We start from the raw sequence: 13,358 nt of genomic DNA, 5'->3' as shown, positions 1-13,358 counted from the left end.
TGGCGGTTCGTGCAGGCATGCGGCCTGCGCGAACCGCCATTCCCACTTTCCGAGGTGCCATGACCGCACAGGTCCCGCCGTCAAACGACATCGCCGCGCGGCCGCGCGCACAGCAGATCGCCCGCGTCGTGCTGTATGCGGCGCTGCTGGTGCTCGCGTTGTGGGTGATCCGCGATTTTCTTCCCGCCATCGCGTGGGCCTGCGTGATCGCGATCGCGCTGTGGCCGCTGTTGAAGCGCTTCGAATCGAACCGCTGGTTTCGCGACCGGCCGACTCTGATTGCAACCGTCGTCACCGCGGGCGTCTCGCTGCTGGTCGTGCTGCCGGTCGCGATCGCGCTCGGCCAGGCGATTGCGCAGGCGCACGACCTGCGCATCTGGCTGCACTCGATCCAGGACAACGGCATCGCGCTGCCCGACGTGGTGAGCCGCTTGCCCTACGGCTCCACGCAGATCGCCGACTGGTGGCAGGCCAATCTCGGTCACCCGCTGCACGCGGGCACGGCGATGCATGGCGCGAACGGCGAGAAGGTCATCGCGTTCGGGCGGCAATTCGGCACGAAGCTCGCACACGCGCTGTTCGAATTCGGCTTCATGCTGGTCACGCTGTTCGTCATCATGCGCGCCGGCCACCAGCTGTCGGGCGCGTTGCTGCTGGGCGCGCGGCGTGCGTTCGGACGCGGCGGCGCCGCGCTGATCGAGCGGATGGTCGCGGCCGTGTACGGCACCGTGACGGGGCTCGTCGTCGTCGGACTCGGCGAAGGCGCGATTCTCGGCGTCGCGTACGCGCTGGCCGGGCTGCCGCATGCGGCGCTGCTCGGCTTCGTGACGGCCGTGGCGGCGATGCTGCCGTTCTGCGCGCCGATCGTGTTCTGCGGCGCGGCGCTCTGGCTGTTCGTGCAGGGCGCGACGGCATGGGCGATCGTCGTGCTGGCGCTCGGCATCGTCGTCGTGTTCGTCGCCGAGCATTTCGTGCGGCCGGTGCTGATCGGCAACTCGACGCGGCTGCCGTTCCTGCTGGTGCTGTTCGGGATCCTCGGCGGCGCCGAGACGTTCGGGCTGATCGGACTGTTCGTCGGCCCCGCGCTGATGACCGTGCTGACGATGCTGTGGTCCGAGTGGGTCGCATGACGATGGACGCGCCGGCCGGCGCGTCGGCGCGCTGCGCTCGCGCGGGCGCATGTGCAGGCCGCGTGGCGGCGCAACGATGCATGACGATTCGCTCGCGTGCCGTGCGGCGTCGGCCGGCGCGCCGGCCACCTGTCTGTAGATTTCTTTTCGATCCGGACCCAAAGGTCGAGTAGCATGGGGCTTTCGATCACGCCGGCATGGCGCAGCAGGTTTCCCCGAGCATGCGATTGATTCCGTTGTCCCGTCCCGCCGCGACGCTGTCCCTGGCCGCCAGTTGCCTGATGCTGCATGGCTGCGCGTGGTTCGACTCGTGGCTGCCGTTCTCGTATTCACGCACGCCGTTGCCGCGCGCCGCATCGCGGCACGGCGCGACCCGCGCCGACGTCGTGCGCGCTGCCGGCAACCCGCGCAGCGTGTGGATGGTCCGCAACGGCAGCGGCGTCTGCTACAACTACTTCATCGAACACGGCAACGAACACCGGCCTTATTTCGTCGTGTTCGACAAGGCCGGCGCGGTCACGCGATCCGGCTTCGACACCTGCATGGATGCCGACCGCAAGGGCATGCTCCAGTCGCACAAGGCCGCCGCGCGCTAGTACGACGGCAAGGCAGACGGCAAGGCGCAAGGCCCGCCGTCGTGCGCTGTCACACTGCCGTCACGCGATCGTGTCTACCACGCCGCCGTCGACGCGCAACGCGGCGCCCGTCGTCGCCGACGCCTGCGGCGAGCAAACGTACACGACCAGATTCGCGACTTCCTCGGTGGTCGCCGGCCGCTGAATGATCGAGCTGGCGCGCTGGCTGCGCACGAAATCGACCGCGACGTCGTCGATGCTGCGGCCGGTTTCGTCGGCGGTCTGCTTCAGCATCGCGCGCACGCCTTCCGACATCGTCGGGCCGGGCAGCACCGAATTGACCGTCACGTTGGTGCCGGCCGCGAGCTTCGCGAGCCCGCGCGCGATCGCCAGCTGCGCGGTTTTCGTGAAGCCGTAATGAATCATGTCGACCGGAATGTTCAAGCCCGATTCCGACGAAATGAACACGATGCGCCCCGTGTTGCGCGCGAGCATCCCCTTCAGGTAGTGCCGCGCGAGACGCACGCCCGACATCACGTTCATCTCGAAGTAGTGCGACCACTCGTCGTCGGCGATGTCGAAGAAGGCCTTCAGCCCGTAGATGCCGGCATTGTTGACGAGGATGTCGGCGTCCGGCGTGTGCTGCGTGACACGTGCGACGCCTGCAGCGTCGGACAGATCGGCGGCGACGCCGTCGAATTGCGCGCCGGGCACCGTGGCGCGCAACTGCGCGAGGGCGGCTTCGACCGACTCGTCGCTGCGCCCGTTGACGATCACGCGCGCGCCCGCACGTGCGAGCCCCTCGGCGATTGCCAGCCCGATGCCGGCGGTGGAAGCGGTGACGACCGCGGTCTTGCCTGTCAGATCGATGTGCATGAGCGTACCGGTGAAAGAAGGAAGGGAACCGCCGCGTGCGCCGCGGCGGGTGGAACCCAAAGCTTAGGCGATTCGGCGGCAACGCGTCCGTTCGCTGTTGCGCCGCGCCGCGCAGTCTTGTACGGTGTGCGTTTGCCGTCCGAACCGGGAACCTGTCGCGTGAGCCGTTCCGCCCGTCCTGCCGCCGTGCCGTCGCCGTTCTGGCGCGACACCGCATTGCCGTTCATCGAGGCGCGCAGCGTCGACGACGGCCGGTCGATCTGCTACGCGAAGCACACGCACGACACGTTTTCGCTCGGCGCGATCGTCGGCGGCACGAGCACCTATCTGAACGGCGCGCGCAAGGAACACGTGGGGCGCGGCGTGCTCGTGATCGTCGATCCCGAGCAGGTGCATGCGTGCAATCCCGACGGCGCCGATCCGTGGGCATACCGGATGGTCTACGTGGACGTGCCGTGGCTCGCGCGTCTGCAGCATTCGCTGGGACGCAGCCCGAACTGCGATTTCCACGGCTTCGCCGCGAAGGCGACGCAGCGGCGCGACCTGTTCGCGCAGTTCGGCGGCTTCTATCGCACGCTCGTCGCGGCCGAGGTCGATCCGCTCGGCAAGGAAAGCGCGGCGGTCGAGTTCTTCACCGCGCTGCATCGCGCGCTCGACCGCGCGTTGCCGGCCGGGCGCCGGCCGGGCGCCGACAACGCCAAGCTCGCGCGCGCGGCCGACTACATCGCCGCGCATTGCCGTCAGGCCGTCACGCTCGATGCGATCTGCGCGGCCGCCGGCCTGTCGCCGTCCTATCTGATCCGCGCGTTCAACGCCCGTTACGGGATGACGCCGCACGCATTCCTGATCGACCGGCGCGTGCAGTACGGCCGCGCGGAGCTGCGGCGCGGCCGGCCGATCGCCGACGTCGCGCTCGATGCGGGCTTCGCGGATCAGGCGCATTTCCAGCGTGCGTTCCGCCGCATCGCGGCCGCGACGCCGGGCCAGTATCGAAGCGCGGCGAGTTGAGGCGAGCAGTGCGGCCGTCATCATCGACGGGCGGCCGCATGCAACGAAGCGCCGCCGCTACACGTCGAGCAGATACAGCGCGCTGCCGGCGAGCAGCAGCGCCATCGCGCGGTTGAACAGCCGCATCCGGCGCGCGTTCGCGAGCCGTTCCCGCAGCGCGGCGCCCGCGTACGCCCAGCATGCGATCGACGCAAAGCAGATCACCAGATACAGCGCCGCGAACTGCCACACCTGTGCGCGGTCGCCGTCGGCCGCATAGGCGCCCATCGCCGCCACACAGGCGAGCCACGCCTTCGGGTTGAGCCACTGCATCGCGGCGCCTGCGGCCGCCGACGGGCCGGCCGCGTCCGCTGCATGCGGGTCGGCCGGCAGCCGGCCGTCGTCGAGCGCGAGCCGCAACGCGAGGTAAAGCAGGAACGCGATACCCGACCACTGGATCGCCGTGGTCAGCATCGGCCAGCGCGCGAGCGCGGCGTGCATGCCGAGGCCGATCAGCAGGAACAGCGCGACGAAACCGAGCGTCGCGCCGGCCGCATAGCGCAGGCTCGCGCCAAGACCGTGGCGTGCGCCCGCGCTGAGCGCGACGATGTTGACGGGACCGGGTGTGATCGACGACGCCAGCGCGAACGCGGCCATCGAAACCAGCATGCTCATCAGGTGTCTCCATGCGACAGGTTGAAAGTCGCATCGAGACTACGGGCGCCGCGTCGGCCCGTATTGAAGAAAACTGCCCTCGGCGCGCGGACCGTCAGCGCAGCGCGCGCGATGCCTGCGCCAGCACGGGCGGCCCGTCGGCCTCGACACCGCGCGCGGGAGCGCGGCCGTCCGCATGTATCGCCACGGAGAAGCCGAACGTGTTGACGCCGCCCGAGCAGGTGACGAACACGCCGCCGCCGTGCATCTCCGCGACGGCCTTGACGATCGACAGCCCGAGCCCGTGGTTCTCCTTGCTGTTCGCGCGCGCTTCCTCGAGCCGGTAGAAACGCTCGAACACGTGCGCGCGCTGCTCGCGGTCGATCGGCTCGCCGGGGTTCGCGACCGACACGTCGACGAGCGTGTCGCGGCGCGCGATCGTGACGGTCAGCGTCGCACCGGGCGCCGAATGCTGGATCGCGTTGATCAGCAGGTTCGTCATCGCGCGCCGGAACAGCGACGGATCGACGGCCGCGCGCGCATCGCCGTGCAGCTGCACGCGCAATTGCGCCTCGTCGAGCGGAATTTCGAGGAAGTCGAGCATGCGCCGCACTTCGTCGGCGAGCGACACGTGCTTCAGGTCGGTCGCGCGTTCGCCGCGATCGCTGCGCGACAGGAACAGCATGTCGTTGATGATCACGCGCAGCCGTTCGAACTCTTCGAGGTTCGACTGCAGCGTCTGGCGCATCCGGTCGACCGAGCGGTCGCGGCTCGTCAGCGCCACCTGCGTCTGGCCGATCAGGATGCTGATCGGCGTGCGCAGCTCGTGCGCGACGTCCGCGTTGAACGCCTCGAGCCGCGCGTAGGTCTGCTGGATGCGTTCCAGCGCGCCGTTGAACGACGCGGCGAGCTCGCGCAGCTCGGTCGGCAGCGCGTCGGTGTGCAGCCGCTGGCGGCGGTTCGTCGCGCTCACGCTCGCCGCGTCCTGCGACAGCCGGTCGAGCGGCGCGAGCCCGAAGCGCGCGACCGCGTGGCCCAGCAGCAGCGTGACGGCGCTGGCGATCGCGATCAGCGCCGCGAGCGTCCACGCGAAGCGGCGCAGCATCCGCTGCGTGCGTTCGCACGACGACGCGACGATCAGCTTCAGGTCCGGGCGCTCGCCGCTGCCGGCGATCGGGATGGTCTTCGTCATCACGTCGTAGCTGCTGTGGTTCAGCGCGTACTGCTGGAACGCGCCGAGTGGCGGGCCGACGGGCACGCCGTCGACCGGGCGGCCGAAGCGGAAGTCGGCGTCGGGGCTGTCGATCTGGTAGCGCGTCGATCCGTCGGGCGGTTCGAGGTCGGCGAGCTTGTCCTGCATCAGCCGGCCGCGCATCGCCGTGGTCGCATGCGACACGATCATCTGCGCGACCTTCGCGCGCGTGTCGATCGTCGCGCGCAGCTCGGCGAACAGCTGGCGTTCCATCACTGCGAACAGCCCGCAGCCGACCAGCGAGAACACGAGCAGCGACACGATGCCGAACATCGCCGCCAGCCGCAGCGTGATCGAGCGCTTCATGCGTGCCTCTCGCTGTCGCCGTCGTCGCGCGCCTCGAGCACGTAGCCCATGCCGCGGATCGTATGCAGCAGCTTGTCCGCGAACGGGCCGTCGAGCTTCGCGCGCAGCCGCTTGATCGCCGTCTCGACGACGTTCGCGTTGCTGTCGAAGTTCACGTCCCACACCAGCTCGGCGATGGTCGTCTTCGACAGCACGTCGCCGCTGCGCCGCGCGAGCACGCCGAGCAGCTGGAATTCCTGGGCGGTCAGGTCCAGGCGCGTGCCGTCGCGCGTCGCGCGGCGGCCGATCAGGTCGACGCGCAGATCGCCGATCGAGATCAGCGTCGATTCCTGCACGCGCGCGCGGCGCGTGAGCGCGCGCAGCCGTTCGATCAGCTCGAGGAACGAGAACGGCTTGGTCAGATAGTCGTCGGCGCCGCCGCGCAGCCCGCGCACGCGATCGTCGACGCGGTCGCGGGCGGTCAGCATGATCACGGGCGTCTGCTTCTGCCCGCGCAACGCGCGCAGCACGCCGAAGCCGTCGAGCTTCGGCAGCATCACGTCGAGCACGACCACGTCGTAGTCGAACTCGACGGCCTTCCACGCGCCGTCTTCGCCGTCGAGCGCGGTGTCGACGACCCAGCCTTCCTCGGTCAGGCCGCTCTTCAGGTATTCGACGACCTTCGGTTCGTCTTCGACGATCAGGACTTTCATGGACAGGTTCGCGTAACGGATTGAGGGCCGGCGTGCGCGCCGGGCTGCGGGAATGGCTGCGACGGCGGCGCGATGCGTGCGATTTCGCGCGACTTCGTGCGCGCCCGGCGCCGCGATCCTGCATGGCTAGCCGCTGCAACGACCGTGCCGCGAGCCGCAAATCGACGCGCGGACTTCGAATGATAGGTGACGGCGCGCAACGCGTTACTGGCGCGAAACTGGCGGAATTGTCAGGATCGCGCGCGGCGGCGTGCGCCGATTCGTCGGGTTCGTCGCACCGAATGCGCGCCGCTCAGATCTGCTCCATGCCGACCCGCGCGAGCGCCGCCAGATCGACGACTTCGATCTGGTTGTAGGCGAGCCGCAGCACGCCGCGTTTTTCGAGCTGCTGCAACGCCTGGTTGATCCGCTGCCGCGACACGCCGACGAGCATCCCCAGTTCCTCCTGCGAAATCGCGAGCGACGGGCCGGTGTCCGGGTACAGCGCGGCGTTGAACAGCTGGGCAAGCGACTGCGCGACCCGCGCGTCGACGTCGAGCAGCCGGCTGTTCTGGATCGACGCGATGAACTCGCCCATCCGGTTGTTCAGCTGATGAATGACGAAGCGCGTGAACGGCAGGCTGGTGTCGAGCAGCGCGTGGAACGTGTCGACCGGCACCATCAGCACGGTCGAGCGCTGGACCGCGACGACCTCGTACTTGCGCAGCTCGCGCTTGATCACGCTGCCTTCGCCGAACCAGCCGCCCGACGGCACGCCGGAGAACGTGCAGCCGCGCCCCGAGGCGTTGAAGATCGCCAGCTTCAGCAGGCCGCGATGCACGCCGATCCAGTACTCGGACGGCGCGAGCCGCTGCGCGATCACGTCGCCGGCCTCGTGCCGCTCGGCGTGCGACTGCGCGAGCACGAGCGCCTGGTGCTCGGGCGCCAGCGCGCGGAACCATGCGCACTGGCCGAACATCGTGGCGAGGTCGGGGAGTGGGGCGGGCTCGGCGGGGACGATGGGGGCGGCCGCCGCCACGGCCGAGTCGGGTGCGTCAAATGCGCCCGGTCCGGCCGGAGTAACGGTCGTGACGGTTGTGACGGCCGGGACGGTCAAGTCGGCCGACCGGTCGTCCGGCGGCTCGGCGTGGGGCGCGGCCGTCTCGGGCGGCGCAACGGGATGGTCGTGCATGGGTGCGGGTTTGCGAGGATAGGGATAACGCGAAACGCTCGAAAGGGACTCTGTCGTTTCGATGACAGACGGCTCACAATAGCGCCCGTTAGGCTATCGGCAATTGAACCACATCAAAGCAGGCCGCCGTGCATGCGCGCCGGCCGAAAGAAGACGGAGACAGGATCATGACCCAGATGTTCGAGGCCGGACTCGGCCGCCGCGAAGCCAACTACGTGCCGCTCACGCCGATCGATTTCCTGGTCCGCGCGGCGGAAGTCTACGGCGCGCGGCTCGCGATCGTGCATGGCGACGTGCGGCGCACGTGGGCCGAGACCTACACGCGGGCCAAGCAGCTCGCGAGCGCGCTGGCCCGGGCCGGCGTCGGGCGCGGCGAGACGGTCGCCGCGCTGCTGCCGAACATTCCCGCGATGGTGGAAGCGCACTTCGGCGTGCCGATGGCGGGCGCCGTGCTCAACACGATCAATACGCGGCTCGACATCGCGTCGATGCTGTTCATGCTGCGGCACGGCGAAGCGAAGGTGCTGATCGTCGACACCGAATATGCGGAGCTCGCGCATCGCGCGGCGCTGGAAGTGCCGGGGCTGAAGATCGTCAGCGTCGCCGACGCGATGCCCGCCGATCCCGCCCGTTTCGCCGGCGCGACCGACTATGAAGCGTTCGTCGCGAGCGGCGACCCCGACTACGCCTGGACGCCGCCCGCCGACGAGTGGGAGGCCATCGCGCTGAACTACACGTCCGGCACGACCGGCGACCCGAAGGGCGTCGTCTATCACCATCGCGGTGCCTATCTGGCGGCGATCAGCAACATCCTCGAATGGGACATGCCGAAGCACGCCGTGTATCTGTGGACGCTGCCGATGTTCCACTGCAACGGCTGGTGCTTCCCGTGGGCGATCGCCGCGCGCGCGGGCGTCAACGTCTGCCTGCGCAGGTTCGACGCGAAGACCGTGTTCGACCTGATCCGCAACGAGCGCATCACCCATTACTGCGGCGCGCCGATCGTGCAGAGCGCGATCGCGAACGCACCGGCCGAGTTGCGCGCCGGGATCGACCACAAGGTGCATGCGATGGTCGCGGGCGCCGCGCCGGCGCCGGCCGTGATCGCCAAGATGAAGGAAATCGGCTTCGACCTGCTGCACGTGTACGGGCTGACCGAGGTGTACGGCCCGGCGACGGTCTGCGCGAAGCAGGCGCACTGGGACGACTTGCCCGACGACGAGCGCGCGCGGCTCAATGCGCGCCAGGGCGTGCGCTACCACCTGGAAGCGGGCGCGACGGTGCTCGATCCGGACACGATGGAGCCGGTGCCGGCCGACGGCGAGACGCTCGGCGAGATCATGTTCCGCGGCAACATCTGCATGAAGGGCTACCTGAAGAACCCGCACGCGACGGACGAGGCGTTCCAGGGCGGCTGGTTCCATACGGGCGATCTCGGCGTGCTGACGCCCGACGGCTATATCCGGATCAAGGATCGCCGCAAGGACATCATCATTTCGGGCGGCGAGAACATCTCGAGCATCGAGGTCGAGGACGCGCTGTACCGGCATCCGGCCGTCGAAGTCGCGGCGGTGGTCGCGATGCCCGATCCGAAGTGGGGCGAGGTGCCGTGCGCGTTCGTCGAGCTGCGCAACGGGATGAGCGCGACCGAGGACGAAATCTTCGCGCATTGCCGCCAGCTGCTCGCGGGCTTCAAGGTGCCGAAGGTCGTGCGCTTCGGCGAGCTGCCGAAGACCTCGACCGGCAAGATCCAGAAGTTCCAGCTGCGCAACGCAGTCGGATCGGACAAGGCGATCGACCTGGCCGGCGACAAGAAGTAACGAAGTAACGGGCCGGTCGCGCGGCGGCGTAGCGCGTCACGCGCTACGCGCCAGCCGGAACACGCTGACGGCTTCCGACAGTTGCGCGGCCTGGTCGCGCAACGCGACCGCCGCGCGCTCGGCTGCCGAGATCAGCGTCGCATTCTGCTGCGTCGCGTCGCCGATCTGCGTGATCGCCAGATTCACCTGCTCGATGCCGGTCGACTGCTCGCGCGACGCGGTGCTGATTTCGCCGATCAGCGTGCTGACCTGCTCGACGCGCTGGACGATGTCGCGCATCGTGCCGCGCGCGGCGTCCGCGATCCGGTAACCCTGTTCGACCGTGGTCGCCGATTCGGCGCTCAACCCCTCGATCTCCTTCACTGCGGCGGCGCTGCGTTGCGCGAGCGCGCGCACTTCGGCCGCGACCACCGCGAAGCCCCGGCCGTGCTCGCCGGCCCGCGCGGCCTCGACCGCCGCGTTCAGCGCGAGGATATTGGTCTGGAACGCGATGCCTTCGATCGTGGTCGTGATTTCGGCGATCCGGCGCGTCGTGCGGCCGATGTCGTCCATCGTCGCGACCACGCGCTGGACGGCCGCGTCGCCGTCGGTGGCCGCCGCCGACGCGTGCGCCACCAGCGCATCGGCCTGCGCCGCGTGCTCGGCGTTCTGCTGCACGGCGGTCGTGATCTGCTCCATGCTCGCGGCCGTTTGCTCGACGCTGCTCGCCTGCGTCGCGATCCGCGCGGCGATGTCGCTGCTGCCGGCCGCGATGCCGACCGTCCCGCTCGCGATGTCCGAAGCGCTGCCGCGCACCTGCGCGACGATCCGGGCGAGGCCGTCGCCGATACCGTCCACCGCCTGCACCAGCCGGCCGATTTCGTCGTTGCCGGCGACCCCGCGCGCGGTCGCGCCATCGCGGATCCGCACGCTGAGATCGCCGGCCGCATAGCGTTCCGACGCGCGGGCCGCCGCATCGAGCGGCCGGCTCACGACGCGCCGCACGACCAGCACGAACAGCCCCGCGAACGCCGCCACCAGCACGGCCGCGATCATCAGGAAGCGATTGCGCAGCGTGCGCATGCCGGCTAGCAGCTCGTCGTCGAGCGCGATGCCGCCGACCAGCCATTGCCATTGCGGGATCGTCGTGAACGACACGAATTTCGCGGTGGGCTGCGCGTCGTGCGCGGCCGGGTCGAGCGACGTGTACGCGAGCTGGCCCTGGCCTGCGGCGAGCATCTGCGCGTACGGTGCGCGCGTGTCGTCGGCGCGCTGCCCAGCCGCGTCGGGATGGACGACCAGCGTGCCGCGCGTCGCGCCCGGCGACGCATCGACGACGAAGTAATAGCCGTTGTCGCCGATCTTCAACGCGCGGATGCCGTTCTCGACGACCTGCAGCTCCGCGCCGACGTCGAGGCCGACGAACAGTGCGCCGATCACGCGGCCGGTCGCGTCCGTGACCGGCTTGTATTGCGTGATGTACGGCCGGCCGAACAGCTTGGCGAGGCCCGTGTAGCTGCGTCCGGCGACGAGCGGGCCGTACGCCGGGCCGGCGCGGTCGAGGCGCGTGCCGACCGCGCGCGTGCCGTCCTGCTTCTTCAGCGACGTCGTGATTCGCACGAAGTCGTCGCCGTCGCGCGCGAAGATCGTCGCGATCGCGCCGCTTTTCTGCAGAAACTGGTCGGGGATCGCGTAGTCGAGATCGAGCGGCTGGCCGCCGGCCGACAGCACGGGCGCGGCGACGCCGCCGATGTCGACGGTGCGCGTCGGGTCGAGCGAGAAATCGGCCGGCAGGAAGCTCGCGAACAGCGACATCGCGCGGTTGGCTTCGGCCGACAGCGCCTTGTCGAACATCTCGACCATCGCGCGGATCGACTGCTCCTTGTCGGCGATGCGTGCATGCGCTTCATCGGCCAGCTGCTCGCTGGCGAAGTGGGCGAGCGCCCATGCGAACGCAGTGAACAGCAGTGCGACGAGTACACACGCCAGCGCGGCCAGACGCGCGCCGACGCTCGCCCGGCCCAAGTGGGTCAATCTCATGGGAATCCTGAGTGGGTGAGAGGAGCGGAACGCACGCGTCACCGCAGACTGTAAGGAGTACGGCAGCTTCGGCGGATTCTTTAGCGATGCGAAACCGGCCGGGTGCGCAGTGCGCGCGCGCGCCGGCATGCCGGGGCGGACGCCGTCAGCGCGTCACGAGCCATGCGATGACCAGATACCGCGCGACTTTCGCGATCGTGACGATCGCCGTGAAGGACCACAGCGGCTCGCGCAGCACGCCGGCGATCATCGTCAGCGGATCGCCGATCACCGGCGCCCAGCTGAGCAGCAGCGACCAGCGGCCATAGCGCGCGTACCAGCGCTCGGCGCGCGCGAGCGCGGCCGGTTTGATCGGGAACCAGCGGCGCTCGCGGAAGTGTTCGATGCCGCGGCCGAGCGCCCAGTTGATCACCGAGCCCGCGACGTTGCCGACGCTCGCGACGAGCACCAGCGCCCACGCGGGCTCGCGAGCGGCGAGCAGCAGGCCGGCGAGTACGGCTTCGGACTGGAGCGGCAACAGCGTCGCCGCGATCATCGACACGGCGAACAGGCCGCCGTAGGTGAGGAGTTCGGACATCGCGCGATTGTACTGGGCGCGTGGAGCGGGGGAGTGTTCTTGGCGGGCGATGGCGGTGGGCAGCGCGGTGCGACCCACGCGATACGGCCTATGCGACGCGATCTACGCGCGAAGGCTGATGTGGTGTGGCCGCGCGGATGCGACCTACGCGCTGCGATCGCGATGTATGCGACAGAGTTGCGTAAGTCGAGACCTGATCTCTCAGTCAGCGTCAGACAAGGCCTGAGATTGCTCTTTCCGTCACTTCATCGAGGGCCGTGATCGATCCGATTCGGACAGTCGAAGCTTCCGACCGCCGACACTTCATGATGCAGTTTCTCTTAAGCGTGATTCAAAACTTTGACCGGTCCAAATGGGTCTTGTGTGTTACATAGCTTAAGATAGGAACCTATAATTCCAACGCGCGATGAACTGCTGCCATTAAAACATCCCTATCGATTGCTGAATTCACAGGGAATCGTTCAAATTCTTGGCCGACTCGAAGGTCGGCGTAAAGCCCCGTCGCATCTTCGTGGAAGTGCAGAAAAGATCGAGATTTTCTGTAAAAAACACCGGTTGAACGTTCACGTAAGTCCGGAAACTCACGCAAGTCGCGAAGGGTACTTTCAAGCTGCCCGAGCGCTGCTAGACCTGCGTGTTTCACGGGGTTCCATCCTTGTGGTTAGTCGGTCGACGTCCGTTGCAGGAAGCAAGCCGACCGGTTCCTGCGGAGGACAGCAAACTATTCGTGGCAACTGCACAGCTCGAATTCGTGGCCCTCGGAGTCGCTGAGAACAACGCCCTGCATGGTCTCAATGTTTAGCGCATCGAGAACGACTTTTGCTCCAAGAGCCTTCGCGCGTTCCACAAATGTGTGCAAGTCAGATATATCGAACTCGAACACCGGTACGCATCCGCTACCGGCGAACTCATCACCGAAATCGTTCAGTAATAACCCGAATCGGATTTCACCTAGCGAAAACTCGGCCCATCTCTCCGTCTTGCGGTTCGGCGGCTGCTCTAATAGATTTTCCCAGAATGTTGCGGCCCGCTCGAGGTTATTCACTTTCAAATAAGTGCTTCGGATTCGCATCGAAATGCTCCGGGAATGGGTCTCGCAAGGCGCAGAAAATTATAGCGGTTCAAAAATATGATGCTAATGATCGTCGACGGCCTACGTCCCGGTGCCGAATGTCCCAAAGTGCCGAACCGAGTCAGCCGATGCGGCGAGTCGACGCGATACTGCCCACGCGGTCTGCTCTATGCGACGGACCTACGCGGCCCGGCCACTCCCGCGCCGCAAATTCCGGGCTACGGCGC

13 protein-coding genes are annotated in these 13,358 nt (G+C 68.1%); 4 read left to right on the top strand and 9 right to left on the bottom strand.

Features of this window, described 5'->3' with window-relative positions; translation table 11 throughout:
• Positions 1-59: 59 nt before the first annotated feature.
• Positions 60-1,130 carry an AI-2E family transporter gene (locus tag AK36_RS05455; RefSeq protein WP_043292212.1) on the top strand — a complete coding sequence of 357 codons (1,071 nt, stop codon included), beginning with the start codon at positions 60-62 and terminating at the stop codon, positions 1,128-1,130.
• Between the two features lie 221 nt (positions 1,131-1,351).
• Entirely contained in the window at positions 1,352-1,726 is a 375-nt protein-coding gene (locus AK36_RS05450) for a hypothetical protein (RefSeq protein WP_011882126.1), read from the top strand.
• A 60-nt stretch (positions 1,727-1,786) separates the two neighbouring features.
• Here AK36_RS05450 and AK36_RS05445 read toward each other — a convergent pair whose 3' ends face one another.
• A complete protein-coding gene (locus AK36_RS05445; RefSeq protein WP_011882127.1) occupies positions 1,787-2,581 on the bottom strand; it encodes an SDR family NAD(P)-dependent oxidoreductase in 795 nt (264 codons plus the stop codon).
• A gap of 159 nt (positions 2,582-2,740) precedes the next feature.
• Here AK36_RS05445 and AK36_RS05440 point away from each other — a divergent pair, with 159 nt between their 5' ends.
• A complete protein-coding gene (locus AK36_RS05440) occupies positions 2,741-3,589 on the top strand; it encodes an AraC family transcriptional regulator (protein WP_045578038.1) in 849 nt (282 codons plus the stop codon).
• Positions 3,590-3,646: 57 nt separating this feature from the next.
• On the opposite strand, the gene AK36_RS05435 is transcribed toward AK36_RS05440, so the two are convergent.
• The 4 genes from AK36_RS05435 to AK36_RS05420 form a co-directional block, all read right to left on the bottom strand.
• Positions 3,647-4,243: a LysE family translocator gene (locus tag AK36_RS05435; RefSeq protein WP_011882129.1), complete on the bottom strand. Its 597-nt coding sequence runs from the start codon at positions 4,241-4,243 to the stop codon at positions 3,647-3,649.
• A 94-nt stretch (positions 4,244-4,337) separates the two neighbouring features.
• On the bottom strand, positions 4,338-5,780 hold the full coding sequence (locus AK36_RS05430) for a heavy metal sensor histidine kinase (protein WP_045578037.1): 1,443 nt from the start codon (positions 5,778-5,780) through the stop codon (positions 4,338-4,340).
• Positions 5,777-6,472, bottom strand: coding sequence for a heavy metal response regulator transcription factor (locus AK36_RS05425; protein ID WP_014724953.1), 696 nt, complete (start codon positions 6,470-6,472; stop codon positions 5,777-5,779). The genes AK36_RS05430 and AK36_RS05425 overlap by 4 nt, the downstream gene beginning before the upstream one ends.
• A gap of 292 nt (positions 6,473-6,764) precedes the next feature.
• Entirely contained in the window at positions 6,765-7,643 is an 879-nt protein-coding gene (locus AK36_RS05420) for a Crp/Fnr family transcriptional regulator (protein ID WP_330992349.1), read from the bottom strand.
• 167 nt (positions 7,644-7,810) lie between these two features.
• Between AK36_RS05420 and AK36_RS05415 the strand changes: the two genes are divergently transcribed.
• Positions 7,811-9,463 carry an acyl-CoA synthetase gene (locus AK36_RS05415; protein ID WP_034193507.1) on the top strand — a complete coding sequence of 551 codons (1,653 nt, stop codon included), beginning with the start codon at positions 7,811-7,813 and terminating at the stop codon, positions 9,461-9,463.
• Between the two features lie 36 nt (positions 9,464-9,499).
• Here AK36_RS05415 and AK36_RS05410 read toward each other — a convergent pair whose 3' ends face one another.
• The 4 genes from AK36_RS05410 to AK36_RS05400 form a co-directional block, all read right to left on the bottom strand.
• Positions 9,500-11,482: a methyl-accepting chemotaxis protein gene (locus tag AK36_RS05410; protein ID WP_045578036.1), complete on the bottom strand. Its 1,983-nt coding sequence runs from the start codon at positions 11,480-11,482 to the stop codon at positions 9,500-9,502.
• Between the two features lie 145 nt (positions 11,483-11,627).
• Positions 11,628-12,059, bottom strand: coding sequence for a YqaA family protein (locus tag AK36_RS05405; RefSeq protein ID WP_011882135.1), 432 nt, complete (start codon positions 12,057-12,059; stop codon positions 11,628-11,630).
• A 388-nt stretch (positions 12,060-12,447) separates the two neighbouring features.
• Positions 12,448-12,702 (bottom strand): hypothetical protein, encoded by a 255-nt coding sequence (locus AK36_RS30715; RefSeq protein WP_072465343.1) that lies wholly within the window; start codon positions 12,700-12,702, stop codon positions 12,448-12,450.
• Between the two features lie 78 nt (positions 12,703-12,780).
• Positions 12,781-13,131 carry a VOC family protein gene (locus AK36_RS05400; RefSeq protein ID WP_011882136.1) on the bottom strand — a complete coding sequence of 117 codons (351 nt, stop codon included), beginning with the start codon at positions 13,129-13,131 and terminating at the stop codon, positions 12,781-12,783.
• Positions 13,132-13,358 lie beyond the last annotated feature (227 nt).

Source organism: Burkholderia vietnamiensis LMG 10929, assembly GCF_000959445.1.
GTDB lineage: Bacteria > Pseudomonadota > Gammaproteobacteria > Burkholderiales > Burkholderiaceae > Burkholderia > Burkholderia vietnamiensis.
This window is presented reverse-complemented; position numbering and strand designations above follow the sequence as displayed.

Excerpts from the sequence above, each read along its gene's own strand:
- AK36_RS05405 (WP_011882135.1), bottom strand. The coding sequence starts at position 12,059 with ATGTCCGAACTCCTCACCTACGGCGGCCTGTTCGCCGTGTCGATGATC.
- AK36_RS05400 (WP_011882136.1), bottom strand. The coding sequence starts at position 13,131 with ATGCGAATCCGAAGCACTTATTTGAAAGTGAATAACCTCGAGCGGGCC.
- AK36_RS05415 (WP_034193507.1), top strand. The coding sequence starts at position 7,811 with ATGACCCAGATGTTCGAGGCCGGACTCGGCCGCCGCGAAGCCAACTAC.
- AK36_RS05435 (WP_011882129.1), bottom strand. The coding sequence starts at position 4,243 with ATGAGCATGCTGGTTTCGATGGCCGCGTTCGCGCTGGCGTCGTCGATC.
- AK36_RS05450 (WP_011882126.1), top strand. The coding sequence starts at position 1,352 with ATGCGATTGATTCCGTTGTCCCGTCCCGCCGCGACGCTGTCCCTGGCC.
- AK36_RS05430 (WP_045578037.1), bottom strand. The coding sequence starts at position 5,780 with ATGAAGCGCTCGATCACGCTGCGGCTGGCGGCGATGTTCGGCATCGTG.
- AK36_RS05410 (WP_045578036.1), bottom strand. The coding sequence starts at position 11,482 with ATGAGATTGACCCACTTGGGCCGGGCGAGCGTCGGCGCGCGTCTGGCC.
- AK36_RS05445 (WP_011882127.1), bottom strand. The coding sequence starts at position 2,581 with ATGCACATCGATCTGACAGGCAAGACCGCGGTCGTCACCGCTTCCACC.
- AK36_RS05425 (WP_014724953.1), bottom strand. The coding sequence starts at position 6,472 with ATGAAAGTCCTGATCGTCGAAGACGAACCGAAGGTCGTCGAATACCTG.
- AK36_RS05455 (WP_043292212.1), top strand. The coding sequence starts at position 60 with ATGACCGCACAGGTCCCGCCGTCAAACGACATCGCCGCGCGGCCGCGC.
- AK36_RS05420 (WP_330992349.1), bottom strand. The coding sequence starts at position 7,643 with ATGCACGACCATCCCGTTGCGCCGCCCGAGACGGCCGCGCCCCACGCC.